Origin of the sequence: Paraburkholderia hiiakae (genome assembly GCF_904848665.1) — a bacterium.
Lineage (GTDB): Bacteria > Pseudomonadota > Gammaproteobacteria > Burkholderiales > Burkholderiaceae > Paraburkholderia > Paraburkholderia hiiakae.
In genome coordinates this window covers 36,798-63,729 of the sequence record NZ_CAJHCQ010000009.1, presented here as the reverse complement: position 1 = coordinate 63,729, position 26,932 = coordinate 36,798, and the positions used below count along the sequence as shown (strand labels likewise).

Below are 26,932 nucleotides of genomic sequence, written 5' to 3'. Positions count from 1 at the left end.
GCGCAAGGATAGCGCGTTCGGCTCCGCGCCTCGCGTGCGGCCTGAAGATAAACGCCCTCAAACGCGAAAATCAGCCGCCATATCCTCTTCGCTGCGCGCGACGATCGCGCCGCTGCGCACGGCCTTGATGAACACGTCGTAATCGCGCTCAACCTGGTCGGCATAGCTGAACGCGTAGCTCGTGAGCGCCTCCGCGAACTGATCGCTGCGTCCAATGTACGAACCAATTTCGATGGCCGCGCTGCCCGACTTCGCGTGCGCGCGCGCAAGCGCCCAGCCGCATAGTCGCGCATAGCCGCAGAGCAGCGTACTGTCGAGCAGCTGGAGATCGACCGAGAGCTTCATGTCGCGCAACTGGCGCACATAAAAATGGCGCCCCGCGGGCCCCGTGGTCCAACCGAGGAAGATGTCGCTCGCCGCCTGCAGGAGCCGCTGGCCGTGCACGACACGCGCGCCTTCGTGCTTGATCGAAGGCGACTTGAAGTACTGCGAAACGACCGAGCGCCGTGCCTCTTTCACCTGCAGGAAGAGCGGCTTCTCGTGGTGATCGACGAGCAGCATCACGAGGCAGCGCGTGCCCACGCTGCCCACGCCCACCACCTTGAATACCAGATCCTGAATGACGAAGTGATCGAGCAGTTCGCGCCGGTCGGGCGCGAGCGTCTTCGCGTAATCCTCGTACATCGGCTCGATCAGCGCGCGCCAGTCGCCGAGCGTGAACCAGTCGTCTTCCGGCTCGAACAGCGTGTTCGCGCCGTGCACGTGAAAGAGCGCGGGCGGGGCGTCGTGAATCGTCCACTGATCGCCGTCGCGTTCCGCGAGCTTTTCGAGCAGGTTCTCGTGCGTGCGATTCGCGGCCTTCTCCATGCCGCGCCGGATCAGGCGTCGGCCTTCGGGCGTGAGCGCGGTTTCGACCATGCGATCGAAGGTGATTTTGTCGTACCAGAGATCGAGCGCGCCGTACTCTGCATATTGGCGCAGGCGGTCGCGATAGCTGGCCACGGCCGTCATCACCAGTTCCTCGGCCACGCCGCGCGAATAGCGCATGTGCCGCGCCGCCACGACGAAGCTAGCCACGAGGCGCTTCACATCCCACTCCCACGGGCCGGGCGCGACCTCGTCGAAGTCGTTGAGATCGAACACGAGCTGGCGCTCGGGCGTGGCGAAGGCGCCGAAGTTCAGCAGATGCGCGTCGCCGCAAATCTCCATCGCCATGCCGGTGTTGGGCACACCGGCGAGATCGTGCGCCTGGAGGATCGCGCTGCCGCGAAAGAACGTGAACGGCGAGACCATCATGCGCCCGTAGCGCAGTTGCACGAGGTTCGGCACGCGGCCTTCGCTGCTTGCGCGCAGCAGTGCGAGCGGATCGCGCTTGATGGTGCCGGTTTCCTTGTGGCTCGAGCGTTTCGAGCGCTCGCGCACGGCACGCCCGGCCGCCTCGCGTTCAGCAACGGTGCTCCCATTCATGACCTTCTCCGGTTCTTGTACGGTCTCGCGCCGTCCTCGCAAATGGGGAAACGCGGGGGATATTCGTCCTGCATGAGCGGCGGTCTCGCGCGCGGCGGCCACGGCGGCCGCGCTGGCGTTCCGCTTGCCTATTTAAGCGTGGGACCCTGTTTCGTGCAAGCAACGTGGCCGGAACCGGCGCCCGGTTGCGCATCGCTGCGCACCATGCGCGCAACGCACGAGCGCGTGGTGTACCGTGCGCGAAAGATGCGCCGCCCGCCTTGTGCCCTCACCGCCCCGCCGGACACCCGCTATGAACGTCAACGTCTACGGAACGCTCGTCGTCGCATCACTCGTGCTGCTGGGCGGCCAGTGGCTCGTCGCCGCCGTGCCGGTCTTGCGCAAATGGACGATACCCGAACCCGTGGCGGGCGGTATCGTCGCTGCGCTGATCGTGTTCGGCCTGCACAGCTTCGCGCACATGGACGTGGTCTTCGACACCTCGCTGCAAGCGCCCCTCATGCTAGCGTTCTTCGCCACCATCGGCCTCAATGCGAACCTCGCGAGCCTGAAACACGGCGGCCCTGTGCTCGTGCGCTTTCTCGCTGTCGTGGTCGCCCTTCTCGTGCTGCAAAACGTGCTGGGTATCGCGCTCGCCATGGCGTTCGGCGTCGATCCGCTATACGGGCTGCTGGGCGGTTCGGTGTCGCTCGCGGGCGGGCATGGCACGGGCGCCGCGTGGGGGGCGGTGTTCACCGAGCATCACGGACTGCAGTCCGCCACCGAAGCGGCCATTGCGTGCGCCACGTTCGGCCTGATCATGGGCGGCATTCTTGGCGGCCCCGTAGCGCAGTACCTCATGAAGCGTATCGGCGCGCAGGCCGGCGACGCGGCCCCCGGCGCAACCGGCACGGCAACGCCCGAGCCCTACGCATTCGAAGAGCCGAAAGCCGAGCAGCCCACCACGCCGGGCGCGTTCATCAACACGCTCACGCTCATCGCCATCAGCCTCGCGGTGGGCGACGCGCTCTCCGGGCTGATCGCGGGCACCGTGTTCGAACTGCCCACCTTCGTGTGCGTGCTGTTCGTCGCCGTACTGCTCGCCAATGGGCTCGCGCTCCTCGGGCGCCCCGTGGCCGAGCATGCGGTCGCGCTGATCGGCAATGTGAGCCTCGCGCTCTTTCTCGCCATGGCGCTCATGACGCTGCGCCTGTGGGACCTCGCCTCGCTCGCGCTGCCCGTTTTCACGATCCTCGCCGCGCAAACGCTGCTCATGGTGGTCTACGCGATCTTCGTGACCTTCCGCGTGATGGGCGCGAACTACGACGCCGTCGTGCTTACGGCGGGCCACTGCGGCTTCGGCCTTGGCGCAACGCCCACGGCGATTGCGAACATGCAGGCGGTCACGGCCCGCTTTGGCCATTCCCATCTCGCGTTTCTCGTGGTGCCGATGGTGGCCGCATTCTTTATCGACATTGCCAACGCCATCGCCATCAAGCTCTTTCTCATGCTGCCGATTTTCCATTGAGCGGCAAGGCGCAGCACGCCGGTCGCGCTAAAATGGCGCGATTCACAGCGCGCCGCGCACGGCGCCTACCTTCGAGCGTCATCATGTCCCTCACCGCCTGGCTCTTCTTTCTGCCCGCCTGCTTCGCGCTGAACATGGCGCCGGGGCCGAACAATCTCCTCTCCATCAACGTGGCCGCGCGGCACGGCTTCCTGTGCGCGTTCCTTGGCGGCACGGGGCGGCTCGTTTCGTTCGCCGCCATGATCGCGCTCGCGGCCATGGGTCTCGCCGTCGTGCTGCGCGCTTCCGAGGCGGTCTTCTTCGTCATCAAGCTGGCGGGCGCCGCCTACCTCGTGTGGCTCGCCGTGCAGCTCTGGCGCAGCGACGCCAACCCCATCGGCGAAAGCATGGATAGCGACGCTTCGCTCGCGCGCCTCGCGTGGCGCGAGTGCCTCGTGGCGGCGGGCAACCCCAAGGCGATTCTCGTTTTCACGGCCTTCCTGCCGCAATTCGTCGATGTCGCGAAGCCCATCGCGCCGCAGTTCGGCGTGCTCGGCGCGAGCTTTCTCGCGCTCGAATGTGTCGCCATCGCGCTCTATTCGCTGGCCGGCATGTACCTCGGCCGCTGGCTCACGCGCACCACCGTGCGCCGCTGGTTCAATCGCACCTGCGGCGCATTTCTCGGTCTGATTGGCGTGAGTTTTCTGCTCGTGCGGCGCGCCTGAAGGCCTCGTTTCGCGCCTTTTCATCCATAAGCTTCTCTTGATGATTTTCGCGAGAAACTTTAACTGTCGTTAATCGACAGCACCCCCTATGCTCAAACCATCGTCCGGGGTCGCGGCGAGCGGGTAGCTTTTCCCCAATGCTCGGCGAAGCCTTGAAATAGCGCACCTGCGGACAAGCGGTTTTCAACGTCATTGGGGTTTCAACATGAAGATCTGCATCTTTGGAGCGGGCGCCATTGGAGGCATGATGGGCGTGCAACTCGCACGCGCAGGCGCCGACGTGAGCTTCGTTGCTCGCGGCCCGCATCTGGCCGCCATGCGCGAGAACGGCGCTCGACTTCTGATGGATGGTGAGGAGTACGTGGCGAAGGTGCGTTGCACGTCCGATCCGCACGAACTGGGTGTGCAGGACGTCGTCATCATCACGCTCAAGGCGCATTCGGTGGCGGGCGTGATCGACACAATGCAGCCGCTCCTCGGCAAGCACACGGCCATCGTCACGGGTACCAACGGCATTCCCTACTGGTACTTCTACCAGCATGGCGGCAAGTTCGCGGGCACGCGGCTCGAAAGTATCGACCCGGACGGCTCGCAATGGAACCGCCTCACACCCGAGCGCGCGATTGGCTGCGTACTCTATCCAGCCGCCGAAATCGACGCGCCCGGCGTGATCCGCCATGTGTACGGCAAGAAATTTCCGATTGGCGAGCCTTCGGGCGAGCGCACGCCGCGCATCGTCCAGTTGCACGAAGCCATGCAGGCCGCCGGGTTCGAGGCGCCCATCCGCGAGAACATCCGCGACGAAATCTGGCTCAAGCTGTGGGGCAATCTCTGCTTCAACCCGATCAGCGCGCTCACGCACGGCACGCTCGACGTCATCACGAGCGACCCGGCCACGCGCGCCGTGGCCCGCACGATGATGCTCGAAGGCAAGCGTATTGCCGAGCAGTTCGGCGTGAACTTCCGCGTGGATGTTGAGCGTCGCATCGACGGCGCGGGCGCGGTGGGCGCGCACAAGACCTCGATGCTCGTCGACCTCGAAACCGGCCGGCCGATGGAGATCGATCCGCTGATCACCGTCGTGCAGGAAATGGGCAAGCTGGTTGGCGAGCCGACGCCGGCCATCGATACCGTGCTCGCGTTGGTCAAGCAGCGTGAGCGGATGGCGCTGCAGGCGGCATAGGTCTCGGCGCAGGGGCGGCCGCCCCTTTTCTACGCTGTTGCTGTTGCAGGAAAGAAAAAACGGATCGCATCGAGCGATCCGTTTTGTTTTGCAGAAGAAGGAAACGCGCGCTATTCGATACGGGCGTGTGTGCGGGTCACCTGAAGTGGCGGCGGCGCATCGGCGCCACGCAACGCGACGCGCGTCGGCGCGCCGTTCGAGCCACGCATCGGCGAGCCGTCGATGGATGTTTCCGGCAGTGCTTCGTTATCCTGAGATGAAGCCTGCGCGTCCGAACCATCTAGCGCAGAACTATCCGCCATAAACTGCGACCACGCCGCCTGAGCGCAAGGCCGCAGCGAACGATGGCGGCGCCGCACGAGCATCGTCGTCACGTTGACGACGGGATGCAGCAAGCGCGTAACCAGCGGCCCCGCGGGCGCGGGCCAGTGACACGTTGCGTGCGCAACCTCTCCCGAGCGATGCGCGTGCCCGCCGCGCGCGCCGTCCACGCACACCGGCAGCACGCCGATGCCCATGCCGAGCTGCGCCATGCGCGCCACGCCCGCCACGTGCGCGAACTCCTGCAGTGGCCTCCCCTCTGGCCGCAGACCGTCCAGCGCGCGCATCACCGCGCCCCGGCAGCCCGCGTCGCGATTGAGCGTGACGAGCGGCTCGCGCGCGAGATCGTCCCAGCGCAGCGCCCCCTGTAGCGCAAGCGGATGGTGCGCGGGCAAGAGCGCGCAAAGCGGCGTGGCGGAAAGCGGCTGCACGTCGAGATTGCCGCTCGCGAACGGCACGCTTTCGGCGATCACGCCGAAATCGGCCTCGCCCTGTTCGACCGCTTGCAGCACGGCCGCCTGCGGCAAGTCCTGCAATTGCAGCGAGAGCGAGGGAAAAGCCGCGGCGCAGCGCGCGAGCGCGGCGGGCACCCAGGTCGACGAGAGCACCGGGTTGCTCGCCACGAGCACCACGCCGCTATGTGCCTGGTGCGCGTCGCGGCCCTCGTTGAGCGCCATCTCGATCTCGTCGAGCAAGCGGCCGATACGCCGCTCGAAGCCACTGCCCGCAAGCGTGAGCTCGACCTGGCGCGTGGTGCGGTCGAAGAGCTTGAGCTCGACCGCTTCTTCCAGTTCGCGCACGCAGCGGCTCACCGCCGACTGCGTGAGCCCGAACTCGCGCGCGGCGCGCGTGAAGCTGCGCGCCCGCGCCACCGCGACGAATACCTTGAGTTGCTGGAGCGATACGTTCATCGACATGGCGGGCCCGCGCGCCTCATTCGCCGCTTTGGTTGGACCAGTGCGGCAACCCTGCGCCCGCATTCGTGGCCAGCGTGACATTGGGCTCGTTGCTCACTTCACTATTCGCTTCGCTGCTCTGCTCGATCAGGCGCTTGCGCATCGGCGCGAGGAGGAACTTGGCGCTCACGGCCGCCGCGATCGTGATGACCGCAGCCGCGATGAACACGGCGCTCCAGCCGCCCGTAGCGGACAGTACCGAGGCTACCGGCACGAGCAACGCGGCGGTGCCCTTGGCGGTGTACAGCGTGCCGGCATTGGACGCGGCGTACTTGCTGCCGAAGGTGTCCGCGCAGATGGCCGGGAAGATCGAGAAGATCTCACCCCAGAACAGGAAGATCAGCGCGGCGAAAATCATGAACGCATATGGGTTCGTGCCGAACTGCATCATGCCGAGCAACGCGAGCCCTTCGCCCACGAAGATCAGGAACATCGCGTTCTCACGGCCGATCTTGTCGGAGATGAAGCCGCACAGGGGACGCGTAAAGCCGTTGCAGATGTTGTCGATCGAGAGCGTGAGCGTGAGGAGCGGCAGCGTCATACCGAACACCGTCATCGGAATGCGGGCGAGGCCCCAGTCCTTGGCGATCGGTCCGATCTGCGCCGTTGCCATCAGGCCGCCAGCGGCCACCGCGACGAAGCAGATGTAGATCACCCAGAACACCGGCTGCTTGACCATCTGCCCCGGCGTGTAGTCGATGCGCGAGACGAGACGGCGGCCAGCCGCGGTTACGGGGCGCGTCACGGGCTTCACGAGCAGGAATGAGAGCGCGAGAATCGACACACCCTGGAGCACGCCGAAGACGAAGAACGTGTGCTCGTAGCCTGAGCGCGTGATCATGTTCGCAATCGGAATCACCGTCACGGCGGCGCCGGCGCCGAAGCCCGCGGCCGTGAGGCCCGCGGCGAGGCCGCGGCGGTCCGGGAACCACTTGAGCGCGTTGCCTACGCAGGTGCCGTACACGCCGCCCGCGCCGATGCCGGCGATCACGGCCGAAACGTAGAGCATCGGCAGCGTCGTGACGTAGGAGTTGATGACCCAGGCGAGGCCTGCGCAAACCGCGCCGCCCGCCACGACGGGGCGCGGGCCGAACTTGTCGACCAGCCAGCCTTCCACCGGCACGAGCCAGGTCTCGGTCAGAATGAAGATCGAGAAGGCCAGTTGAATCTCCGCCTGGCCCCAGTGGTGGCGCGAATTCATCGGTGCGACGAACAGCGTCCATGCGTATTGCAGGTTGGCAACGAGCGCCATGCATAGCATGCCCACCACCAGTTGAAACCAGCGGTTCGTCCAGAACGGACCGCTCTCGCTCCTCTGACCGATTGCATTCATATCGCTTGTCTCCGCTATCTATTCATTGCAGCCTGCGTGATTACGGGTCTGCATAAATTCTTGCTTATGGTTTTAATTTTTCACTTCGTTGCGCTGTGTCTTTTATTCACGGATGGATCAGAAATTCGAATGGATATTCGTCAATCCTCATTCACCCTGGCATTCCGGCACATCCCCGAAAATATCGTGAAACAAGGAATTTTCTACGTGTTGTCCCTTATGAAATCGCATTTCCGAGCGTTAACCCGAACATAGTTTCGAGCACGTCGCGCGGCATTCGGACGCCTTTCAACTTATGCTAGGGTGATTGCTGGATTACTCACAATTAAAGTTTGTTATTATGTTGATTCAGTATCCCTTATGGTTCGGCCATGACGATGCGAAACGCCACGCTGCGCCAGCTCAAGGTCTTCGAGACCGTGGCGCGCCACCTCAGTTTTTCGCGTGCCGCGGAGGAACTGCATCTCACCCAGCCGGCCGTTTCCACGCAGGTTCGGCAGCTCGAAGATCACGCGGGCCTGCCGCTCTTCGAGCAGCTCGGCAAGAAGATTTATCTCACGCCCGCGGGCACGGAGATGCTTCACTACAGCCGCGCGATCATGCAGCAGTTCCACGAAGTCGACGAGGCGATGAGCCAGCTAAAGGGCGTCTCGGGCGGCAAGCTCAACGTGGCCGTCATTAGCGCGGGCGATTACTTCTTTCCACGCCTGCTGGCCGAATTCACGCGCCGCTACAAAGGCGTCGCGCTCAATCTCTCCGTGCACAACCGCGAGCAGTTGCTCCAGCAGCTCGCCACCAACCAGACTGATCTCGCCGTGATGGTGCGTCCGCCGCACGCGACCGACGCCATCAACGAGCCGTTTGCGCCGCACCCGTACGTGATTGTCGCGGCGCCGACGCATCCGCTCGCGCACAAGCGCGCCATCAAGCTCAGCACGCTCGCCAACGAAGCGTTCATCGTGCGCGAGCGCGGTTCGGACACATGGAACTCAATGGAGGAAGGGTTCGCTGGGAAGATCACGAACCTCAAGATCGCCATGGAGATTCAAAGCACCGAGACGATCAAGCAGGCCGTGATCGCGGGCATGGGCATCGCGTTTCTCTCGGCGCACACGATCAGCCTGGAATTGCAGGTCGGCCACCTCACGGTGCTCGATGTCGAAGGCTTCCCGATCATGCTCAACTGGTACGTCGTGCACCGGAAAAACAAGCGTCTGCCGCCCGTCGCGCTCGCTTTCAAGCGCTTCCTCATGGAGGAAGGCGCAGCGCTCATCGAGAACATTACGAAAGTGTCAGAAGCGAGTTTGCATAAGTAAGGTTTTATGGCTGTGCCGAAAATCATCACGCATGACTAATCATTCGCGTCGCGTTGCGCGTTCTGTGGTTTTCCCCTGATCTCGCAGATGGTCTCGTGGCGTTGCCGCCTTCGTCGGTGGCAGCGCGCACGATATGTTGGCAGGCGCCCTCAGTGCGGCCCTTGCCGCTGACGCAGCGCGCCGCTCCGGCTGCGCCGCCGCCGTGGCAGGTCCTGCGACGCGTGATGAACCGCGCGCCCTGAGCCGGCATGCGCCGTGTCGTTCGCGGCCAGCCACGCGGGTTCGAACGCTCCGCTGCCGCAGGCCGCGACCAGCAGTTCGTCCGGCACACCCGCGAAGCTTGCGTTGAATGTCGCGCTGAAGGGCTCGCGTGCCGGTGACGCATCGACGGCGCCTGTACGCGCGAGCCGCGCTCGCCGCGCACCACTCATAAGCCGCGCGCCCAGCGCGGCAAACAGCACGCTCGTCGCGACCAGTATGGAGATTTCGAATTCGGTGCAAGCACGCGCGCCCAGAAACCCATAGCCAAGCGCCACGGCGAGCAACAGCGCCATGACATGCATGATGCGGTCGCCGCGGCCGAACGGCACGCGCCGGCGAACCGCGCCGCTCGCTCGCGCGCCACGGCTGAACAAACTCAGCGCGCCGCCGATCAGCAACGCGCCGGTCGCCACCGCGACGAAAAGCGGCACACGTTCGATCGGACTACGTTCAGGCTGCAACACGTAGCCAACCAAAGCGCCGATCAAGACACTCGCGCCCGATACACCACCCAGCAGCGCCGCCGTCCGCGCGCGCTGCGTGAGGTCGCGCCGGCCCGCAAGGCACAAACCGCCCAGCACACCCGCTTCGACAGCGACCGTCGCATCGGGCGAATGCATCCAGCCCGCAGCGATCACGCCAGGCGGCACAGTCAGTAGCAATGCGAACGAAATGGCGAAGGCGAGCCGATGCTTGTGCGGCGCACCAGCATGCTTTGCACAGCGCGGCGCGGCCCTGGGACACGACGAAGGCCACGCACGCACCGGCGCGAGCGCTGCCAATTGTGCAAATGCACAGCTGAGCCATGCGAACAGCACGCCGACGCCCAGCCACGCCAGGTCGCTAGCCACTTGCTCCGGCATCTCTCCTCCTCGCGCGGCATTTCTGCCGCGCGCGTCTTTGGTTTTACGCCAATTACACCATCACGCCGCGCCCTCAACGGCCGCAAGCGACCCGCTTTGCGCGCATGCGGTGCCCAGCGTATTGCTCAACGTACCCAGCCCTTCGATGGTGACCTCGACAGTTGCACCATCAACGATCGAGCCTACGCCGAGTGAGGTACCGCACGCAATCACGTCGCCCGGTTCGAGCGTCAGATCCTGCGAAATGAGGCTCACCTGCTGTGCCGGCGAAAACACCATGTCGTCGAGCGGATAATTCTGCCGCTCCACACCATCGAGTTTCGTGACGACGCGTGCGCGCTGCCAGTCGAACCCGGAAACGATCGCCGGGCCCAAACAACAGAACGTATCGAAACCTTTGGCTCGGCACCATTGCGGGAAGTGCGGATTCTCGGTGATGAGGCCCGCAGCCGTGACGTCGTTCACGATCGTGTAGCCGAAGATCGCCGACTCGGCTTCCTCGACACTCGCGTCGCGACAGCGCTTGCCGATCACGATGCCGAGTTCGCCTTCGAACACGATTTTTCCCGCATAGTGGGCAGGACGCCGAATCAATTCCGAAGAGCCGATCACCGAAGCCGCCGGCTTGATGAGGAAGAGCGGGTGCGAAGGCACCGGCTTTTCCAGCTTCGCGGCGAGCGCGTGAAAATTATTCCAGAGCGCGACCACCTTGCCGGGCGCACAAGGCGCAAGCAGCGTGAGCGCGCGCAGCGACAGCACCGCGCCGGTGGGCACCGGCTGATCGAGCCCTTCGTATTCGTGCAGGTAACCGTTCTCGACGCGGCCGAACACAATGCTCCCGTCGCTCGCCATCAAACGCATCCACGTTTCCATGTTTCGCTCCCGGGTTTCAAACGGCGCCAGAAGCGCGCAGCAAGTGGATCTCGTCCTTCGTGTAGCCGAATTCGGCGAGCACCTCGTCGGTGTGTTCGCCGAGCATCGGAGAACGCGTGACCTCGGTCGGACTGTCCGAAAGCTTGATCGGGTTGCCCACCGTGAGGTACTTGCCACGCACAGGGTGATCCACCTCGACGATCGTGCCGCTCGCGCGCAGCGATTCGTCACCCGCGATCTCCTTCATCGAGAGAATCGGGCCGCATGGAATGTCGTAACGGTTGAGCACGGCCATTGCGTCGAACTTCGTGCGGTGCATGGTCCAGTGCTCGATCTCGTCGAAGATCGACTTCAGGCGCGGCAGGCGTGCGTTCGGCGTAGCGTAGTCCGGGTCGTCGATCCACTCCTCGCGCCCGATCAGCTTGCAGATGCGGTCCCACACGGGCGCTTGCGCGATGAAGTAGATATAGGCGTTCGGATCGGTCTCCCAACCCTTGCACTTGAGAATCCAGCCAGGCTGGCCGCCGCCCGACGCATTGCCGGCGCGCGGCACCGCCTCGCCGAAGCCGTCGTTGGGGTACTGCGGATACTCCTTCATGACGCCGGTGCGTTCGAGCCGCTGCTGGTCGCGCAGCTTCACGCGGCACAGGTTGAGCACGCCGTCCTGCATGGCCGCGAGCACCTTTTGGCCGCGCCCCGTGTGTGTGCGCTGGTAGAGCGCCGTGACGATGCCAAGCGCGAGATGCAGGCCCGTACCGCTGTCGCCGATCTGCGCGCCGGAAACGACCGGCGGGCCGTCGTCGAAGCCGGTCGTCGACGCCGCGCCGCCCACGCACTGCGCAACGTTCTCGTAGACCTTGCAGTCCTCATAGGGCCCAGGGCCGAAGCCCTTCACCGAGGCGACGATCATGCGCGGGTTCAGCGTCTGTATATGCTCCCAGCTGAAGCCCATGCGCTCGAGCGCACCCGGCGCGAAGTTCTCGACCAGCACGTCGCAGTCGCGAATAAGCCGCTCCAGCACGCGCTTGCCTTGCGGGTTCTTCGTGTCGAGCGTGAGCGAACGCTTGTTGCCATTGAGCATCGTGAAGTAGAGGCTGTCCGCGTCCGGCAGGTCGCGCAGCTGTTCCCGCGTGACGTCGCCAGCACCTACGCGCTCTACCTTGATCACGTCCGCGCCGAACCAGGCGAGCAGTTGCGTGCAGGTGGGTCCCGACTGCACATGCGTGAAATCGAGGATGCGCACGCCGTTCAATGCCTTGCCCATGTCATGTCTCCTTATCTAATCGTGGCCGGGCGAGTTTTCGAAAATCGGTGGAGTTGCGTGGGCAGAGGCGTTTCGCGCTATGGCGTGACCCTGCGCCCTTGAGCAATACAGTATGTGATATATCATGATGAAGCAAGAGGGGAATTGCTCATCGGGAATGCCATTAGAATCGCGTCAAAGCCTTGACCAGTGTGGCTTTTGCCCAAGTTCGACGAGGCTGACACGGTGCACACGAGGGAAAACCCCGAGCATTGACCGCGCCTGATATGCCAGATTCCGTGTGAAGGATCGTTGTCTGCGGCCGTGATTTGATCAGTGATGCCAGGGGTTGATGCGCATAAAGTCGGTCGGCTGAGGCCTGTAAATGGGCCGCGAATGGGACGTAAACGCAAAACGGGAGACCCGAAGGTCTCCCGTTTTGCGTCGATCGCAGCGCTAGTTGCCCGCTTCAGTCAAGGAAATCGCAGTTCTTCTCGACAAAGACCGCGAGATCGAGCGAATGCTGACGCACGAGCTTTTCGGCCAGTTCGGTGTCGCGCTTCTCCAGCGCCTCGATAATGCGCAGATGGTCGACGATCGAGCGCGAAGCCCGGTCGCTCTGCGAAATCGTCATGCGGCGAATGGCGCGCACGTGCACGAAAATGTTCTTGATGGTGTCGAGGATGATTTGCGACCTGGAGAGCTCGACAATCGCCTGGTGGAACGCGATGTTGGCGTCCGAGTACTCGGCGATATGCTCGGCCGGCGTGCTGTCGCGGAAGTTGTCGAACATGTGGCGCAACCGCGCGATTTCCTCATCGGTGGCGTGAATCGTCGCGAGGCGTGCGGCCATGCTTTCGAGCGCCGCCCACATCTGGATCATCTCCACGATCTCGCGCTTGCTCTTGCGCACGATATAGATGCCGCGGCGGGGCACCATGCGCAGGAAGCCTTCCTGCTCGAGCAGCGTCATGGCCTCGCGCACCGGCGTGCGGCTCACGCCGAGCGATTCGCTCAGCACGCGCTCGTCGAGCCGGATTTCCTCGCGCGTCTGGTAGATGTCGGCGTCGGCAATGGCCTGGCGCAGCATGGCGTAAGCCTGATCGCGCAGGCTCAGTGTTGCGTTGATGGGTTGCAGCGCCAGCTTGAGCGGCGCCGCTTCCCGGCTTGCTACAACTTCAGTTTGTTCTGACGACATTGATTACCTCTTTTCCGACCTGCGGACGGATTCGCGGACCGAATTGTGCACGACGCACCGCCTTCGCGCGCGGCGCTTCGCCCAAACCGACGTACCGGCCATGCTGTGCGGCCTGCTCAATAGCAGACTGCGGCAGCCACCTGGCGATCATTGCCGTAGCAGCTGCACCCAGACCCACGACCGCAGCACCAAAAAGTGCGAGAGAAACGAAATCCATTTGAAGCTCCGCATGATTGAGTAATCGAATGACTCAATCATATGCTGCGTTGCGACAGAAAGCAATATTCTGTATGTGATATATCAGATGCAGTCGTTCCCACACAACACTTCGATGCTTTGGGGCCTTGGCAGGGGTGCGCTCCCACATCGTGAGCACAACGGGCCGGATATCTATGAAAACAAGCAATGCTAGTGAGAAACCGGTATCGCCCGCAAGGGGATATGCCATCGAAGGGCACGATCGCGTCATGCAAAGGTGTGCACGAGACTCGCGCGCAACACAAACTGAGGCTGCCAAAACCATTTAAGCATTTCAGGTTGACAGCGCTTCGAGGCAGCCCGCACACTCGACCCATGCACACTTCCTTCACCCTCCTCGTCATCGCAAACACGATGAATCATCCGTGGACAACCCATATGGGTAGCCCACGGGGATGGTGTGCGTACTAGCAGTCTGTCGTCACGCAAATCACAAGCCCCGCCGGCATCGACGGGGCTTTTTGTTTTTCTGGGTGGCAGCGCTCCGTTCGTCGGCTCCAAAAAATGGAGAAAACGATGGATGACGCATTTCAGGCAGCTTCACTAACCGCTTCGCAGCCCGCCTCGCAGCCCGCCTCACAACCCGCTCCGCTGACCCTTGCAGACGCAACCGACCGCTTCGACGATCCGTTGCCCTCGCAATCGGTCCACTTCGCCGTGCCGCCCATGCGCACGCTCACCTGGCGCGTGAAGGCATCAGCCACGCTGCGGGTTCAAGCAGCACAGGTGTGGATCACGCGCGCCCGCTCGCCCTACGACCACTGGCTGCAGCCGGGCGAGACGCTGCGCCTCGAACGCGGCGAGCGCATCTGGCTCAGCACCGAGACCGCCTTGCCGGCGCGCGTGAGCATCACGAGCGCGTGGCAGCCGCCGTTTGCGGGCGTGCGGCGCTGTATGGAGCGCCTTGCCGCCTGGCTTGCGCTGCTTACGCTACGGCGCTCGCGGGAGGCGTGAAGCCGCGCGCCTGACGTGCCCTGAGCTGAAGTCAATGCCGTAAACACCAAACGCCGGATGCGCCGCCAAAGGGCGCATCCGGCGTCGTACAACAGGCGCTGCATCAGAACTTGTGCCGCAGCCCGAGATTCACGATGGTTTGGTTCGACGTGCCCGCGTAGCCATACGAACCGATCGAAGCCTCGGCCGGCATCGAGCCGCCCGAGCCGTTGCCGGTATCTCCGTTCGCGTGCTGCCACGCCGCCGTCATGTAGAGGTCGGTGCGCTTCGAGAGGCTGTAATCCGCGCCGAGCGAGACCTGGTTGTAGCTCGCCGTCGTATCGCCGTTGGCATGCGTATAACTGTAGCCAAGGCCCAGGAGCAGCGCCGGGCTCAGCTGATAGTTCAGGAAGCCCTGGCCGGTGTTGTACTTCTGGGTGTTGAGGAACACCGAGCTGCCGTCCGGCGAGTAGCGCGCATTGCTGTAGCCGAGGCCGAAGGTGAACTGGCCGAGCGTGTACTGCGCCGCCGCGCGCGCGATCGTAAGCGAGTGCGCCGTGGCGTAGCCAGAGTTGACTGGGCCGTCGAAGGTGCCATCCGAGGTGCTCGTCCAGCCGTCGGTGCGAATGCCGTTCACGGCCTGGCTATTCGTCGCGTAGAAGTAACCGCCGGCGAGCGCGAGCGGACCGTTGGTGTAGTTGACCGCCGCCGAGTACGACTGCTCGGCGCCCGTCGAGCCCGCCACTCCGCCAAACGAGTACATCGCCGCGACCTGCAGGCCGCTCCACACGGGCGTCGTGTACTTGACGGCATTGTTCACGCGGAAGCTGTTGTCGTAGTTGTCGACGTCGCCCGCCGTTGCGAACGCGGAGCCGAAATAGTTGTCCGCCGTGATCCCCTGCACGAGGTCGATGAGCGGGTCATACTGCCGCCCCAGCGTGAGCGAACCGTACTGCTCGGCCGTCAAGCCCACGTACGCCTGCCGACCGAACAGCCTGCCGCCTTGCGCGAGCGAGCCCGTCGACGGGTTGAAGCCGCTTTCCAACTGGAAGATCGCCTTGAGGCCGCCGCCGAGATCTTCGGCGCCCTTCAAACCCCATCGCGAGCCGGAGAGATTGCCGAAGCTGCTGTTGCCGAGCGTCCAGAGATTGTTGCCGCCGTCGGCGTGGTTGACGTACGTAATCGAGGTGTCGATGGTCCCGTACAGCGTCACGCTGGTCTGTGCCTGAGCCGTGCCGGCAACCCCGAGCGCGGCAAGCGAAAGGGAAGTCAAGGCTAGTCTTTTCACGTCATTCTCCCGGCGGAGTCAAACAACTCTTGACCAAATTAGACTAACTCGCCCGTCGCGCATTGTAAAAGGATTAAACAAGCTGTCTCGAATTAGTGACAGCGATGTCAGGAAGCGCCTGGATAACTACCGAAACTTTATCTCTCGTTGCGAAACAATGCACTGAGCGTGCGCCCACAACGCCCGCCACGCAAGGCTTACGGCGAACCGACCAAACTCGGCGAACGTTTCAGTATGTGGTAAGCACGCGTGCATTACTCATAACTTAACGATTACCTTGCCGCTTCGCGTATCTGTTAATTAGGCTTTGCAAACATTAATCAGTGCGAGATTATCCCCCAATTGAATCCGCTAGTTAGGACGCGCCATTGCGCCCGACTCATCCGTACCCAATAGCGGTTTTCTTGTGCCGGGGCGTCAACCGGCGGGTAGTCCTATGCGTTTGCTGAGCTTAACTAGTCCTTTCCGAACGATTACGATTCGGCTCGATTTTCCGGTTCGTGGCGCGAGGTGCGCGAGAGCCGGCCTCGAAAGAACGTAAACGCAAAACGCGAATAAACGCGATGTCACCGCCGGGGAAGCTGTAACAGTCGATACGGCGACACCGCAGAGAGCCACCAGACCGATCCATGTCCCAATCGCATTCTTCGCGCGCGGCGCGCGCCCTCGAGGCGCTGCGCCGGCGTGCCGGAGCCCTGCACCTGCAGCGCTTTGTCGCGCCGGTGTTCGCCCTCGGCATCTGCGCGCTGCTGCTGGTCGTGTTCCAGCACCTCTCGCGCACGGTCGACTACCACTCGGTGATCCGCCAGCTCTGGACGCTCACGCCGGCGCAATGGGGCGGCGCGCTCGCCGCCACGGCCGTGAGCTTCGTCGCGCTGGTCGGACGCGACGCCGTGGGCCTGCGCTACCTCGGCGCGAGCGTCTCGCGCGGCGCGCTGTGGGCCGGCGCGATCGCCGGCTCGGCGCTCGGCAACGTCACCGGCTTCGGCGCACTCACGGGCGGCGCCGTGCGCTGCCGCGTGTATGGCGGCGCGGGCGTCACGCCCGCACAGATCGGCCGCATGACGGTGTTCACGAGCGTCACGCTCGCCCTCGCGCTCGTGCTGATGACCGCGCTCGGCATGGTGGGCGCCGCCGGCACGCTCTCCGGCCTGCTGCATCTCTCGCCCGACGAACTACGCCTGATCGGCGGCGTGGTGCTCGGCTGCGGTGCAGTGCTGGTGATCCTCTGCCCTGCCCGCGCGCGCGAGATCGAGCCGTTTGGCCGCGCCTGGCTGCGCTTCTCGGTGCCGGCGCGACGCGACCTCGTCGCACAGTTGCTGTTGGCCGCGCTCGACGTGGTCGGCGCCGGGCTTGCGCTCTGGTCGGTCATGCCGCACGCACTCCTCGGCTTCACCGACTTCCTCACCGTCTATTGCGCCGCGATGCTGCTCGGCCTGATCGGCCACACGCCCGGCGGCATCGGCGTGTTCGAAGCCGCGATGGTCTACGCGCTCGGCCCGAGCGTGCCCACCTCCAAGGTGCTGGCCGCACTGCTCGCTTATCGCGCGATCTACTTCGGTGCGCCGCTCGCGCTCGCGGCGGCCGTGCTCGCGGTATTCGAAGGCCGCGCGCTAAAAACGCCGCTCAGCGCCCGCTTTGCGAAGCGCGGCGCCGACGGCGTCTCGCAACTCGCGCCGCTCTTCCTCGCCATCGTCACGTTCGTGACGGGCAGCATGCTCGTGATCTCGGGCGCCACGCCCGCGTTCTCCAAGCGCATCGCGCTGCTGCAAACCATCGTGCCGCTCTGGGTGCTCGAAAGCTCGCAATTGATGGGCAGCCTCTTCGGTGTGCTGCTCCTCTTCGTCGCGCGCGGCCTGCTGCGGCGTCTGGACGCCGCCTGGTGGCTCGCGCTCGTGATCGCCGTGGCCAACCTCGCGCTCTCGCTCGCCAAGGGACTCGCCTTCGTCGAAGCGGGCGTACTGTGCGTGCTGATCGTGCTGCTCCTCGCCACGCGCCAGCGGTTTAACCGCCATTCGTCGATGTTCACCGAGCGCTTCACGCCGGCCTGGCTTGCCTCGGTCGGCTGCGTGATCGCGCTCGCCGTATGGGTGCTGCTGTTCGCATTCCGCGACGTGCAGTACTCGCAGAGTCTCTGGTGGCAATTCGCCTTCCACAGCCGCGCCCCGCGCGCACTGCGCGCCACGCTCGGCGCCGGCGTGTTCGCAGCCGCGCTCGCACTGTGGCAACTGCTGCGCCCCGCCGCGGGCCGCTTCGTGATGCCTCCGAGCGAAGACCTCGAAGAGGCCGCGCGTATCGTGCGCGCGCAGGAGCGCAGCGACGCGGGCCTTGCGCTGATGGGCGACAAGAGCTTTCTCTTCTCCGCCTCGCGCAAGGCGTTTCTGATGTACGCGAAGCGCGGCCGCACGTGGGCGGCGCTGCACGACCCGGTCGGCCCGCGCGAAGAGTGGCCCGCGCTGATCCGGGAATTCGTCACGCTCGCGCATGCGCACAATGGCCGCGCGGCGTTCTACCAGGTGCGCGCCGATGCGCTGCCGCTCTATCTCGACGCCGGCCTCACGCTGATGAAGCTCGGCGAGGAAGCGCGCGTGATGCTGCAGGAATTCGATCTGAAGGGTCCGCAGCGCGCACATCTGCGCTACGCGCTCAAACGCGGCGAACGTGACGGCTTTTCGATCGAGCATATCGAGCCCACGCAGATGGGCGCGAGCCTGCCGGTGCTGCGCGCGATCTCCGACGCCTGGCTGCAGGACCGCGAAGCGCGCGAAAAGAGCTTCTCGGTGGCCGCGTTCGACGACGACTATCTCGCCGCGCAGTCCGTGTTGCTCATCCGCCAGAACGGCGAGCCACTCGCGTTCGTCACCTTCATGACGACCGATCTGAACACCGACGCAACGGTGGGCGTCATGCGCCATTTGCCCGGCGCCTCGCCCTATGCGATGGAGTATCTGTTCACGCAGCTCGCACTGCATCTGAAGGCCGCCGGTTACCAGTCGCTCTCGCTCGGCATGGCGCCGCTCTCGGGCATGGGTCCCACGCCGCTCGCTTCGTCGTGGCACCGGCTCGCGGGCTTCATCTGGCGCTTCGGCGGCCGCTTCTATAACTTCCGGGGGCTGCGCGGCTTCAAGAACAAGTTCGCGCCGCGCTGGGAACCGCGCTATCTGGCCGCTTCGGGCTCGATCAGCGTGTTCATCACCCTCGCCGATCTATCGCTGCTGGCAGGAGGCTGGCGCTCATGACATTCCGTATTCTCAAGCTGCCGCGCATTGCAGGCACGGCAGCGGGCGCCGCTGTGCTCGCGTTTTTCGCGGCTCACGCGAACGCGGCTTCAATGCCCGCTTCGACACCCGCTTCCGCTGCGACGATGCACGTTTCCGGCGGCCGTTACGGCGAAGTCGCGGTGACGAAACCGAACGGCGCGATGCGCGGCTTCACCGTACTGTTTTCCGCGGACACGCACTGGAGCGCCGCCGACCAGACACGCGCCGATGCGCTCGCGCAGCATGGCGCACTCGTCGTGGGTGTGGATACGGAGCGCTACGCGCAGAACCTCGCGGCCGTAAAGAACGAAACCTGCCACAAGCTCTACAGCGACGCCGAAGCGCTGAGCCATCAGCTCGAACGCCAGCAGGGCGCCAGCGAGTACTACGCGCCGATCGCCATCGGCAGCGGCGAAGGCGCGCTCATCGCTCAGCGCATGCTCTCGCAGGCGCCCGCGAACACGATGGCGGGCGCCGTGTCGCTCGACCCCGACGCGAAACTCGACGCGCGCTTCTCACCCTGCCCGGCCGATCCCACGCTTTCGCGCGGCAATGGTCTGCCCGGCTTCTTCGAGCAGGGCGTGACGACAAAAGATGCGCGCGCAACGAATTCTGGCGCGCCGCGTGCCTTCGCCCCCAGCGTCGCCGACGCGGACAAGATCGTTGCGCTCACTTCGAATCACCTACGCGTCGCGACGGAAAGTGAAGAAGACGTATCGGATCTGCCGCTCGTCGAACTGCCCGCGGCGCACCCCACCGACATGCTCGCGGTGGTGATCTCGGGTGACGGCGGCTGGCGCGATCTCGACAAGACGATTGCGGAAGCGCTGCAAAAGCAGGGAATTTCGGTGATCGGCTGGGACGCGCTGCGTTACTTCTGGAGCGAAAAGACGCCGGCACAAACGAGCCACGATCTCGCACGCGTGTTGAAAACTTACGGCTCGCGCTGGCATGCGCAGCACATCGCGCTCGTGGGCTACTCGTTTGGCGCGGACGTGATGCCGTTCGCGTACAACCGTCTGCCCGACGCGCTGCGCGCGAAGGTGTCCTATATGTCGCTGCTCGGCTTCGCGCCGGACGCCGACTTCCAGGTCCGCGTGACGGGCTGGCTCGGCATGCCCGCCAGCGACACTGCGCTGCAAGTGCGCCCGGAACTCGCGAAGGTGCCGCCTTCGATCGTGCAATGCGTATATGGCGCGGGCGAGAAAGACACGCTGTGCCCGGCACTCGTGAACACCGGCATCGACGTCGTCAAGACGGGCGGCGACCATCACTTCGACGGCGACTACAACGCGCTAGCCGGGAAGATCATCGCGGGGTGGAAGAAGGAGATTGCGGCGCGGGGGTGAGCGCGCGCATCGCCCTCACTTCCTCCCCACGAGATACTGCACGCCCTGCGGCCCGTAGCGCTCGGCGTGCGGCAGATTGGCGGCGAGATGGAACACGTCGCCGGCCGTGTAGTGCCGCTCTTCGTCGCCGACGCGGATGTGCAGCTCGCCTTCGATGACCAGCGCCTTCGCTTCGAACGGATGCGAATGGACCTCCATGACGCCGGCTTCGCGCGTCACGACGACGGGCTCGGGAAAGCCTTCGTCGGCCAGGCTGCGGATGAATGTTTCGCGCTGCATGATTCGTCTCCTCGCTCGACAGTGTCGACCCACCAGCAGCCAGTTTGGCACGCGCGCCAAGGCGCTGCACGGCCCGGCCTCCTGCCGGACCGCCACCATGCCCGTCAACCTTTCACCCAAACCGGCGTGAAAGGTGTTAGAAAAAAATCCCCTAACATTACCAAAAGCTTTCATCTATAACGACATCACATGTCGCGATTTCCGCTATCTCGCGCATGCCTCAGCCCGCCTGGCCTAGCCGGCGGGCATTTTTTCTGGCGCGGGCGGCATCGGTCACAAGCTTTCAAAAACCATACTCATCAATGCGCAGAGCTAGTGGAAGCCCTGAGATGCCTTCCGCTTGACTTCATTGATATATTACATATTGTGTAAACGACTGTCAGCAAAACGACAGGATTCGCGGACCGCGATTCGGGCAGAAAACGCCCCTCGCAGAAGGCCGTTCATTCGAAAAAACCGGAGACATACATGGAGCATCGGCAAGGAGGGGCGTCGCGATTCGCGTCGCCGTGGACGCAACTCGCGCTAGGCGTCATCTGCATGGCGATGATCGCCAACATGCAGTACGGCTGGACGCTGTTCGTCAATCCGATCAACGAGAAATACCACTGGGGGCGCGCCGCGATTCAGGTCGCGTTCACGATCTTCGTCGTCACCGAAACCTGGCTCGTACCGGTGGAAGGCTGGCTCGTCGACAAGTACGGGCCGCGTCCCGTGGTCGTGGCCGGCGGGCTCTTATGCGCCGTTGCCTGGGTGCTCAACTCGGTGGCCGCGTCGCTGCCTGTGCTCTATATCGCGGCGGCGATCGGCGGGCTCGGTGCGGGAGCCGTTTACGGCACCTGCGTTGGCAACGCGCTCAAGTGGTTTCCGAACCGGCGCGGACTCGCGGCCGGCATTACCGCGGCGGGCTTCGGTGCGGGGTCGGCGGCGACCGTCGTGCCCATCGCCAACATGATCAAGAGCAGCGGATATGAGTCCACTTTCCTCTGGTTCGGTTTGGGGCAAGGGATCGTCGTGCTCGTGCTTGGCTTCGCGCTCAGCGCGCCCGCCTCGCACGGCGTCGGCGCAGCGAAACGCGCCATTGGACAAGCGGCGAAGCAAGTCGCGCAGAGTGCGAGCGCCGTCTACAACGCGAGTCCGCGCGAGGTGATTGCGTCGCCCATCTTCTGGGTGATGTACGCCATGTTCGTGATGATGGCCGCCGGAGGCCTGATGGCGACCGCGCAGCTGGGCCCGATCGCGAAGGATTTCGGCCTGCACGACTCGCCCGTTTCGCTGCTCGGTCTCACGCTGCCCGCGCTCACGTTCGCGCTCACCATCGACCGCGTGCTCAACGGTCTCACGCGGCCCTTCTTTGGCTGGGTGTCGGACCGGATTGGGCGCGAGAACACGATGTTCGTCGCGTTCGGTATCGAGGCGATCGGCATCGTGCTGCTCTCGCAATACGGCCACAGCCCGACGGCGTTCGTCGTGCTCACCGGCATTGTGTTCTTCGCGTGGGGCGAGATCTACAGCCTCTTTCCCGCCACCTGCGGCGACACCTTCGGGCCGAAGTTCGCCGCGACCAACGCGGGCCTGCTTTACACCGCGAAGGGCACCGCCGCGCTGCTTGTGCCGTTCACAAGCGTAATCACCGCGGCAACCGGTAGCTGGCACGCGGTGTTCATGCTTGCCTCGGGCATGGCGGCGGTCTCCGCCCTCCTCGCCGTGTTCGTGCTCAAGCCATTGCGCAATGCACATCGCCAAAAGCATGCTGAACCGGCGGCCAGCTTCGCGTATGGCAGCCCGCTCGTGCAGGACTGAACCTTCTCTTGTCGCCGGAAAAAAAAACGCCGGCGTAAGCCGGCGTAAAGAGAGACTGCTCTAACCCTCTGCTTAGGCGACCACAGGCGCCGCCTTCGCGTCCTCTTCCTGCTCCACGGAGGAGCGGATCAGGTAATCGAACGCGCCGAGCGATGCCTTCGCACCTTCGCCCACGGCGATCACGATCTGCTTGAACGGCACGGTCGTCACGTCGCCCGCGGCGAACACGCCCGGCACCGACGTCTGGCCCTTCGCGTCCACTTCGATCTCGCCGTGCTTCGACAGCGCAACCGTGCCCTTGAGGAACTCGGTGTTCGGCACGAGGCCGATCTGCACGAACACACCTTCGAGTTCGAGATGATGCTTCTCGCCCGACGTGCGTTCGAGATACGCGAGACCCGTAACCTTCTGGCCGTCGCCGGTAATCTCCGTGGTTTGCGCGTTCACGTGCACTGTGACGTTCGGCAGGCTGCGCAGCTTGCGTTGCAGCACTTCGTCCGCGCGCAGTTGCGCGCCGAATTCGAGCAGCGTCACATGGCTCACGATACCGGCCAGGTCGATCGCCGCTTCCACACCCGAGTTGCCGCCGCCGATCACCGCCACGCGCTTGCCCTTGAAGAGCGGGCCGTCGCAGTGCGGGCAGTAGGCCACGCCCTTGTTCTTGTACTGCTGCTCGCCCGGCACATCGACGTTGCGCCAGCGCGCACCCGTTGCGAGCACAACACTCTTCGCGCGCAGCGTCGCGCCGCTTTGCGTGCGCACTTCGAAGCCGTTGCCCGAGGGCACGAGCGCTTCGGCGCGCTGCAGATTCATGATGTCGACGTCATAGGCGCGCACGTGCTGCTCGAGCGCCGTGGCGAACTTCGGCCCTTCCGTTTCCGTGACCGAGACGAAATTCTCGATCGACATCGTGTCGAGCACCTGGCCGCCGAAGCGCTCGGCGAGCACGCCGGTGCGAATGCCCTTGCGCGCCGCGTAGATCGCAGCCGCCGCGCCAGCGGGACCGCCGCCGACGATGAGCATGTCGAAAATATCCTTCTCGTTCAGCTTCCCGGCGGCACGCGCCGATGCGCCGGTGTCGAGCTTCGCGAGAATCTCTTCCACGCCCATACGGCCCTGGCCGAAGACTTCGCCGTTCAGGTAGATGGTCGGCACGGCCATGATCTGGCGCTTCTCGACTTCGTCCTGATACAGCGCGCCGTCGATGGTGACGATCTGCACGTTCGGGTTGAGCGCGGCCATTGCGTTGATCGACTGCACGACTTCCGGGCAGTTCTGGCACGACAGCGACATATAGACTTCGAACGAGAACACGCCGTCGAGCGCCTTCACCTGTTCGATCGTGTCGTTCTCGAGCTTGACGGGGTGGCCGCCCACCTGAAGCAGTGCAAGCACGAGCGACGTGAATTCGTGGCCCATCGGAATGCCCGCGAACGTGACTTTCACGTCGGTGTTCGCGCGTTTGATCTCGAACGAAGGGGTACGCGCGTCGCCAGTTGCGGCGCCACGGCGTTCTTCGTAGGAGATGCGATTCGAGAGCGATGCGATGTCCTGCAGCAGTTGCTGCAGTTCTTGCGACTTCTCGCCATCGTCCAGGTACGCAACGATCTCGATCGACTGCGTGACTTTTTCGAGGTAGCTTTTGAGTTGATCTTTGAGGTTGGCGTCGAGCATGGCTTTTTTTCCGGCTAGAGAAGAAGCGGGGGAATGCTGGGATGCGTCCGGGCCGCAGGCCGCGAGGGCACGGCCCGGAGTTACAGCTTTGATCTACTGCTGAATATCTGAAGCGTCATGCGATCAGGGCGATCGCATTTGAACAGCGACGCTTAGATCTTGCCGACGAGGTCGAGCGACGGCTTGAGCGTTTCAGCGCCCGGCGTCCACTTGGCGGGGCAAACTTCGCCCGGGTGCGATGCCACGTACTGAGCAGCTTGCACCTTGCGCAGCAGTTCCTTGGCGTCACGGCCGATGCCGTTGTCGTGGATTTCGCACAGCTTGATCTCGCCTTCCGGGTTGATCACGAACGTGCCGCGCAGTGCCAGGCCTTCTTCTTCGATCATCACGTCGAAGTTGCGCGTGATTGCGCCCGTCGGGTCGCCGACCAGCGGGTACTTGATCTTGGCGATCGTGTCCGACGTGTCGTGCCATGCCTTGTGCGTGAAGTGCGTGTCGGTCGACACACCGTAGACTTCAACGCCCAGCTTCTGGAATTCTGCGTACTGGTCGGCCAGGTCGCCGAGTTCCGTCGGGCACACGAAAGTGAAGTCGGCAGGGTAGAACACGACAACCGACCACTTGCCCTTGAAATTTTCTTCAGAGACCGGAACGAACTTGCCATTGTGGTAAGCGGTGGCTTTGAACGGCTTGACTTGCGTGTTGATGAGAGACATGCGTTGTTTCCTCGGTCTGGGTTGGGAAAAGGTATGAACGAAGGTTACGGGAACCGCGTCCGTTTGAAAAATTGGTTGGTTTGATCGCGGGTATTAACCCTGCCTATCGGACCCCATAGCGTCCGTCAAAGCCCGCCAGCATAGGGTTCCGCGCTCGCATCGCGCGGCCCGAACAACCCTCGGGGCGGTGAGCATACAACGAAACTGCGACAATGCGCCTCACATGTCCGCCCTTTCGTGGTGCGTCCGCGAGGCTCTACGCGTTAGATGCAGGCACAACGGCCTTTCTGCAAGAGCCGCAGGCTTGCTGCGTCAAAGCGCCCCGCCGCGCGCGGTTGCCGCACGCACCGCAAGCCGCTCGCGCAGGTATTGCGTGAGCGCACGAATCGTCACGGAAGCTTCACGATGTTGCGGGTACACCGCATGCAGCGCGTTGGGCGGCGGCATGAACGGCTCGAGCACCTCGACTAGCAGCCCCGCATCAACCGATCCCGCCACGATGAAGTCCGGCAGATAGCAGATGCCGAGCCCGGCAATGGCCGCGTCCCGGATCACTTCGCCGTTGTTTGCGCGCAGCGGCCCGTGCACGTCGAAAGGCGTGCGCACGCCATCGACGATGAACTCCCATGGTGCGCGGCCCTGCTGCCCATATGGCAGGCAGGCGTGCTGCGCGAGCTCGGCCGGCGTTTGCGGCGCGCGGCGGCGGCGCCGGTAGCCGGGGCTGCAGCAGGCGATCATGCGCACGTCGATAAGCTTTTGCGCGACCAGCGTGGAGTCCGCCAGCCGGCCAATGCGCAACGCCATGTCGAAGCCCTCGCCAATCACATCGACGGTGCGGTCGCTTAGGTCCATGTCGAAGCGAACATCCGGATGCTCGCGCAGAAATTCGGCGACGAGCGGCGAAAGGTGCGCCATGCCGAACGACATCGGCGCGCTCACTTTCAGGAGGCCGCGCGGCTCGCTGCGCCGGTCCGACATGGCCTGCTCGGCTTCGGACACGTCCAGAAGGATGCGCTTCGCGCGCTCATAGAAGTCCTGACCGAGGTCCGTCACCGCCAGCTTGCGCGTGTTGCGCACGAGCAAGCGCGCGCCCAGATCGGCCTCCAGCGCCGCCACGCGCCGACTCACGAACTGTTTGGAAAGCCGAAGCCGGTGAGCCGCCGCCGTGAAATTGCCGGCATCCACGGTGTTCACGAAGATCCGCATATCGTCGAGCTGCATTTCAATTGTCCACTTCAATGTGACAGTGAGTCGTATTTTACGGCGATTCGAGTCGATTTGATTGACCTAAAATTCTTCCATCGCAACCAGTCAACCGAATCGAAACGATTCGCACGGAGAGACGAAAATGATCGAACTTCGCAAGGCAGACCAACGCGGCCGCGGTGAACATGGCTGGCTCAGCTCGCGTCACACGTTTTCGTTTGCCAACTACTACGATCCGAAGCAAGTGGGCTTTTCGGATCTGCTCGTGATCAACGACGACCGCGTGGCCCCGGCGCGCGGCTTCGGCAAGCACCCGCACCGCGACATGGAAATCTTCTCGTACGTGCTGGAAGGCGCGCTCGAGCACAAGGACTCGATGGGCACGGGCTCGGTGATCGTCCCCGGCGACGTGCAGCTGATGAGCGCCGGCACCGGCGTCGCGCACAGCGAGTTCAACCACTCGGCCGACGAAGGGGTGCACTTCCTGCAGATCTGGATTGCGCCGAACGTGAAGGGCGCGCAACCGCGCTACCAGCAAAAGAACATCGCCGATGAGGAAAAGCGCGGGAAGCTCCGCCTGATCCTCTCGCCGGACGGCGCCGAAGACTCGCTGCTGCTGCGCCAGGACGCACGCGTGTATGCCGGACGCCTCGACGGTGCAGAAACGGCGAAGGTCGAAGTGGGCGCCGACCGCTACGCCTACGTTCACGTGGCGCGCGGCAGCGTGAAGCTGAACGGCGTGGAACTCGGTGAAGGCGACGGCGCGCGCATCCGCTCAGAGCGCGAGTTGAGCTTCAGCGACGGACACGATGCAGAGGTCCTGGTGTTCGATCTGCGTAATATCGAAGTGTCGGAGCTCTGGTCTTAACCTCGGCGTTGCGCCTGCGGTTATGCTGGCGCAGACCGGCACGCGGCGGCCCGCTTACCGAAAGCGGGCCGCC

At 64.1% G+C, this 26,932-nt stretch carries 22 protein-coding genes; 9 read left to right on the top strand and 13 right to left on the bottom strand.

Translation table 11 applies throughout. The features are described 5' to 3' along the window. Window positions 1-57: 57 nt before the first annotated feature. Window positions 58-1,467: a DUF2252 domain-containing protein gene (locus tag JMY28_RS18400; RefSeq protein ID WP_201697342.1), complete on the bottom strand. Its 1,410-nt coding sequence runs from the start codon at window positions 1,465-1,467 to the stop codon at window positions 58-60. A gap of 292 nt (window positions 1,468-1,759) precedes the next feature. Here JMY28_RS18400 and gltS point away from each other — a divergent pair, with 292 nt between their 5' ends. The 3 genes from gltS to JMY28_RS18385 all read left to right on the top strand — a co-directional run bounded on the left by gltS (window position 1,760) and on the right by JMY28_RS18385 (window position 4,861). After that, window positions 1,760-2,974, top strand: coding sequence for a sodium/glutamate symporter (gene gltS / locus JMY28_RS18395; protein WP_201697341.1), 1,215 nt, complete (start codon window positions 1,760-1,762; stop codon window positions 2,972-2,974). Window positions 2,975-3,057: 83 nt separating this feature from the next. Continuing rightward, the gene (locus JMY28_RS18390; protein WP_201697340.1) at window positions 3,058-3,678 is read left to right on the top strand and encodes a LysE family translocator; all 621 of its coding nucleotides are present in this window, start codon (window positions 3,058-3,060) and stop codon (window positions 3,676-3,678) included. A 205-nt stretch (window positions 3,679-3,883) separates the two neighbouring features. Continuing rightward, on the top strand, window positions 3,884-4,861 hold the full coding sequence (locus tag JMY28_RS18385) for a 2-dehydropantoate 2-reductase (RefSeq protein ID WP_201697339.1): 978 nt from the start codon (window positions 3,884-3,886) through the stop codon (window positions 4,859-4,861). A gap of 110 nt (window positions 4,862-4,971) precedes the next feature. Here JMY28_RS18385 and JMY28_RS18380 read toward each other — a convergent pair whose 3' ends face one another. Further along, window positions 4,972-6,093 carry a LysR family transcriptional regulator gene (locus JMY28_RS18380; protein ID WP_201697533.1) on the bottom strand — a complete coding sequence of 374 codons (1,122 nt, stop codon included), beginning with the start codon at window positions 6,091-6,093 and terminating at the stop codon, window positions 4,972-4,974. Between the two features lie 22 nt (window positions 6,094-6,115). Then, complete coding sequence (oxlT, locus tag JMY28_RS18375; RefSeq protein WP_201697338.1) at window positions 6,116-7,471, bottom strand: oxalate/formate MFS antiporter; 1,356 nt, start codon at window positions 7,469-7,471, stop codon at window positions 6,116-6,118. A gap of 371 nt (window positions 7,472-7,842) precedes the next feature. On the opposite strand from oxlT (JMY28_RS18375), the gene JMY28_RS18370 reads away from it, so the two are divergent. Next, window positions 7,843-8,787, top strand: a complete 945-nt coding sequence (locus JMY28_RS18370) for a LysR family transcriptional regulator (protein WP_201697337.1) — start codon at window positions 7,843-7,845, stop codon at window positions 8,785-8,787. Between the two features lie 149 nt (window positions 8,788-8,936). Here the strand turns inward: JMY28_RS18370 and JMY28_RS18365 are convergent, their stop codons facing one another. From JMY28_RS18365 to JMY28_RS18345, 5 genes are all read right to left on the bottom strand, one after another. Further along, a complete protein-coding gene (locus JMY28_RS18365) occupies window positions 8,937-9,911 on the bottom strand; it encodes a hypothetical protein (protein ID WP_201697336.1) in 975 nt (324 codons plus the stop codon). Between the two features lie 60 nt (window positions 9,912-9,971). Continuing rightward, window positions 9,972-10,784 (bottom strand): fumarylacetoacetate hydrolase family protein, encoded by an 813-nt coding sequence (locus tag JMY28_RS18360; RefSeq protein ID WP_201697335.1) that lies wholly within the window; start codon window positions 10,782-10,784, stop codon window positions 9,972-9,974. 16 nt (window positions 10,785-10,800) lie between these two features. Further along, window positions 10,801-12,048: a formyl-CoA transferase gene (gene frc / locus JMY28_RS18355; RefSeq protein ID WP_201697334.1), complete on the bottom strand. Its 1,248-nt coding sequence runs from the start codon at window positions 12,046-12,048 to the stop codon at window positions 10,801-10,803. 448 nt (window positions 12,049-12,496) lie between these two features. Beyond that, on the bottom strand, window positions 12,497-13,225 hold the full coding sequence (locus JMY28_RS18350) for a GntR family transcriptional regulator (RefSeq protein ID WP_201697333.1): 729 nt from the start codon (window positions 13,223-13,225) through the stop codon (window positions 12,497-12,499). Next, window positions 13,206-13,442, bottom strand: coding sequence for a hypothetical protein (locus tag JMY28_RS18345; protein ID WP_201697332.1), 237 nt, complete (start codon window positions 13,440-13,442; stop codon window positions 13,206-13,208). The genes JMY28_RS18350 and JMY28_RS18345 overlap by 20 nt, the downstream gene beginning before the upstream one ends. A gap of 557 nt (window positions 13,443-13,999) precedes the next feature. On the opposite strand from JMY28_RS18345, the gene JMY28_RS18340 reads away from it, so the two are divergent. Next, complete coding sequence (locus tag JMY28_RS18340) at window positions 14,000-14,437, top strand: DUF2917 domain-containing protein (RefSeq protein WP_201697331.1); 438 nt, start codon at window positions 14,000-14,002, stop codon at window positions 14,435-14,437. Between the two features lie 103 nt (window positions 14,438-14,540). Here JMY28_RS18340 and JMY28_RS18335 read toward each other — a convergent pair whose 3' ends face one another. Next, window positions 14,541-15,704, bottom strand: a complete 1,164-nt coding sequence (locus JMY28_RS18335) for a porin (protein ID WP_201697330.1) — start codon at window positions 15,702-15,704, stop codon at window positions 14,541-14,543. Window positions 15,705-16,333: 629 nt separating this feature from the next. On the opposite strand from JMY28_RS18335, the gene mprF reads away from it, so the two are divergent. Next, a complete protein-coding gene (mprF, locus tag JMY28_RS18330) occupies window positions 16,334-18,943 on the top strand; it encodes a bifunctional lysylphosphatidylglycerol flippase/synthetase MprF (protein ID WP_201697329.1) in 2,610 nt (869 codons plus the stop codon). Window positions 18,944-19,035: 92 nt separating this feature from the next. Then, window positions 19,036-20,313 carry a virulence factor family protein gene (locus JMY28_RS18325; protein WP_201697532.1) on the top strand — a complete coding sequence of 426 codons (1,278 nt, stop codon included), beginning with the start codon at window positions 19,036-19,038 and terminating at the stop codon, window positions 20,311-20,313. Between the two features lie 15 nt (window positions 20,314-20,328). Here the strand turns inward: JMY28_RS18325 and JMY28_RS18320 are convergent, their stop codons facing one another. Next, window positions 20,329-20,592 (bottom strand): cupin domain-containing protein, encoded by a 264-nt coding sequence (locus JMY28_RS18320; protein WP_201697328.1) that lies wholly within the window; start codon window positions 20,590-20,592, stop codon window positions 20,329-20,331. 468 nt (window positions 20,593-21,060) lie between these two features. On the opposite strand from JMY28_RS18320, the gene oxlT (JMY28_RS18315) reads away from it, so the two are divergent. Further along, the gene (gene oxlT / locus JMY28_RS18315; protein ID WP_201697327.1) at window positions 21,061-22,395 is read left to right on the top strand and encodes an oxalate/formate MFS antiporter; all 1,335 of its coding nucleotides are present in this window, start codon (window positions 21,061-21,063) and stop codon (window positions 22,393-22,395) included. A 72-nt stretch (window positions 22,396-22,467) separates the two neighbouring features. Here the strand turns inward: oxlT (JMY28_RS18315) and ahpF are convergent, their stop codons facing one another. The 3 genes from ahpF to JMY28_RS18300 form a co-directional block, all read right to left on the bottom strand. Further along, complete coding sequence (ahpF, locus tag JMY28_RS18310) at window positions 22,468-24,069, bottom strand: alkyl hydroperoxide reductase subunit F (protein ID WP_201697326.1); 1,602 nt, start codon at window positions 24,067-24,069, stop codon at window positions 22,468-22,470. A gap of 152 nt (window positions 24,070-24,221) precedes the next feature. Next, on the bottom strand, window positions 24,222-24,785 hold the full coding sequence (gene ahpC / locus JMY28_RS18305; RefSeq protein WP_201697325.1) for an alkyl hydroperoxide reductase subunit C: 564 nt from the start codon (window positions 24,783-24,785) through the stop codon (window positions 24,222-24,224). A gap of 312 nt (window positions 24,786-25,097) precedes the next feature. After that, window positions 25,098-26,006 (bottom strand): LysR family transcriptional regulator, encoded by a 909-nt coding sequence (locus tag JMY28_RS18300; protein WP_201697324.1) that lies wholly within the window; start codon window positions 26,004-26,006, stop codon window positions 25,098-25,100. 127 nt (window positions 26,007-26,133) lie between these two features. On the opposite strand from JMY28_RS18300, the gene JMY28_RS18295 reads away from it, so the two are divergent. Beyond that, entirely contained in the window at window positions 26,134-26,859 is a 726-nt protein-coding gene (locus JMY28_RS18295; RefSeq protein WP_201697323.1) for a pirin family protein, read from the top strand. The last annotated feature ends 73 nt before the right edge of the window (window positions 26,860-26,932 follow it).

Excerpts from the sequence above, each read along its gene's own strand:
- JMY28_RS18370 (WP_201697337.1), top strand. The coding sequence starts at position 7,843 with ATGACGATGCGAAACGCCACGCTGCGCCAGCTCAAGGTCTTCGAGACC.
- ahpC (WP_201697325.1), bottom strand. The coding sequence starts at position 24,785 with ATGTCTCTCATCAACACGCAAGTCAAGCCGTTCAAAGCCACCGCTTAC.
- oxlT (WP_201697327.1), top strand. The coding sequence starts at position 21,061 with ATGGAGCATCGGCAAGGAGGGGCGTCGCGATTCGCGTCGCCGTGGACG.
- mprF (WP_201697329.1), top strand. The coding sequence starts at position 16,334 with ATGTCCCAATCGCATTCTTCGCGCGCGGCGCGCGCCCTCGAGGCGCTG.
- ahpF (WP_201697326.1), bottom strand. The coding sequence starts at position 24,069 with ATGCTCGACGCCAACCTCAAAGATCAACTCAAAAGCTACCTCGAAAAA.
- JMY28_RS18320 (WP_201697328.1), bottom strand. The coding sequence starts at position 20,592 with ATGCAGCGCGAAACATTCATCCGCAGCCTGGCCGACGAAGGCTTTCCC.
- JMY28_RS18295 (WP_201697323.1), top strand. The coding sequence starts at position 26,134 with ATGATCGAACTTCGCAAGGCAGACCAACGCGGCCGCGGTGAACATGGC.
- JMY28_RS18300 (WP_201697324.1), bottom strand. The coding sequence starts at position 26,006 with ATGCAGCTCGACGATATGCGGATCTTCGTGAACACCGTGGATGCCGGC.
- JMY28_RS18340 (WP_201697331.1), top strand. The coding sequence starts at position 14,000 with ATGGATGACGCATTTCAGGCAGCTTCACTAACCGCTTCGCAGCCCGCC.
- JMY28_RS18325 (WP_201697532.1), top strand. The coding sequence starts at position 19,036 with ATGCCCGCTTCGACACCCGCTTCCGCTGCGACGATGCACGTTTCCGGC.
- JMY28_RS18390 (WP_201697340.1), top strand. The coding sequence starts at position 3,058 with ATGTCCCTCACCGCCTGGCTCTTCTTTCTGCCCGCCTGCTTCGCGCTG.
- JMY28_RS18385 (WP_201697339.1), top strand. The coding sequence starts at position 3,884 with ATGAAGATCTGCATCTTTGGAGCGGGCGCCATTGGAGGCATGATGGGC.
- JMY28_RS18365 (WP_201697336.1), bottom strand. The coding sequence starts at position 9,911 with ATGCCGGAGCAAGTGGCTAGCGACCTGGCGTGGCTGGGCGTCGGCGTG.
- JMY28_RS18400 (WP_201697342.1), bottom strand. The coding sequence starts at position 1,467 with ATGAATGGGAGCACCGTTGCTGAACGCGAGGCGGCCGGGCGTGCCGTG.
- JMY28_RS18345 (WP_201697332.1), bottom strand. The coding sequence starts at position 13,442 with ATGGATTTCGTTTCTCTCGCACTTTTTGGTGCTGCGGTCGTGGGTCTG.
- JMY28_RS18380 (WP_201697533.1), bottom strand. The coding sequence starts at position 6,093 with ATGAACGTATCGCTCCAGCAACTCAAGGTATTCGTCGCGGTGGCGCGG.
- JMY28_RS18360 (WP_201697335.1), bottom strand. The coding sequence starts at position 10,784 with ATGGAAACGTGGATGCGTTTGATGGCGAGCGACGGGAGCATTGTGTTC.
- JMY28_RS18350 (WP_201697333.1), bottom strand. The coding sequence starts at position 13,225 with ATGTCGTCAGAACAAACTGAAGTTGTAGCAAGCCGGGAAGCGGCGCCG.
- oxlT (WP_201697338.1), bottom strand. The coding sequence starts at position 7,471 with ATGAATGCAATCGGTCAGAGGAGCGAGAGCGGTCCGTTCTGGACGAAC.
- frc (WP_201697334.1), bottom strand. The coding sequence starts at position 12,048 with ATGGGCAAGGCATTGAACGGCGTGCGCATCCTCGATTTCACGCATGTG.
- gltS (WP_201697341.1), top strand. The coding sequence starts at position 1,760 with ATGAACGTCAACGTCTACGGAACGCTCGTCGTCGCATCACTCGTGCTG.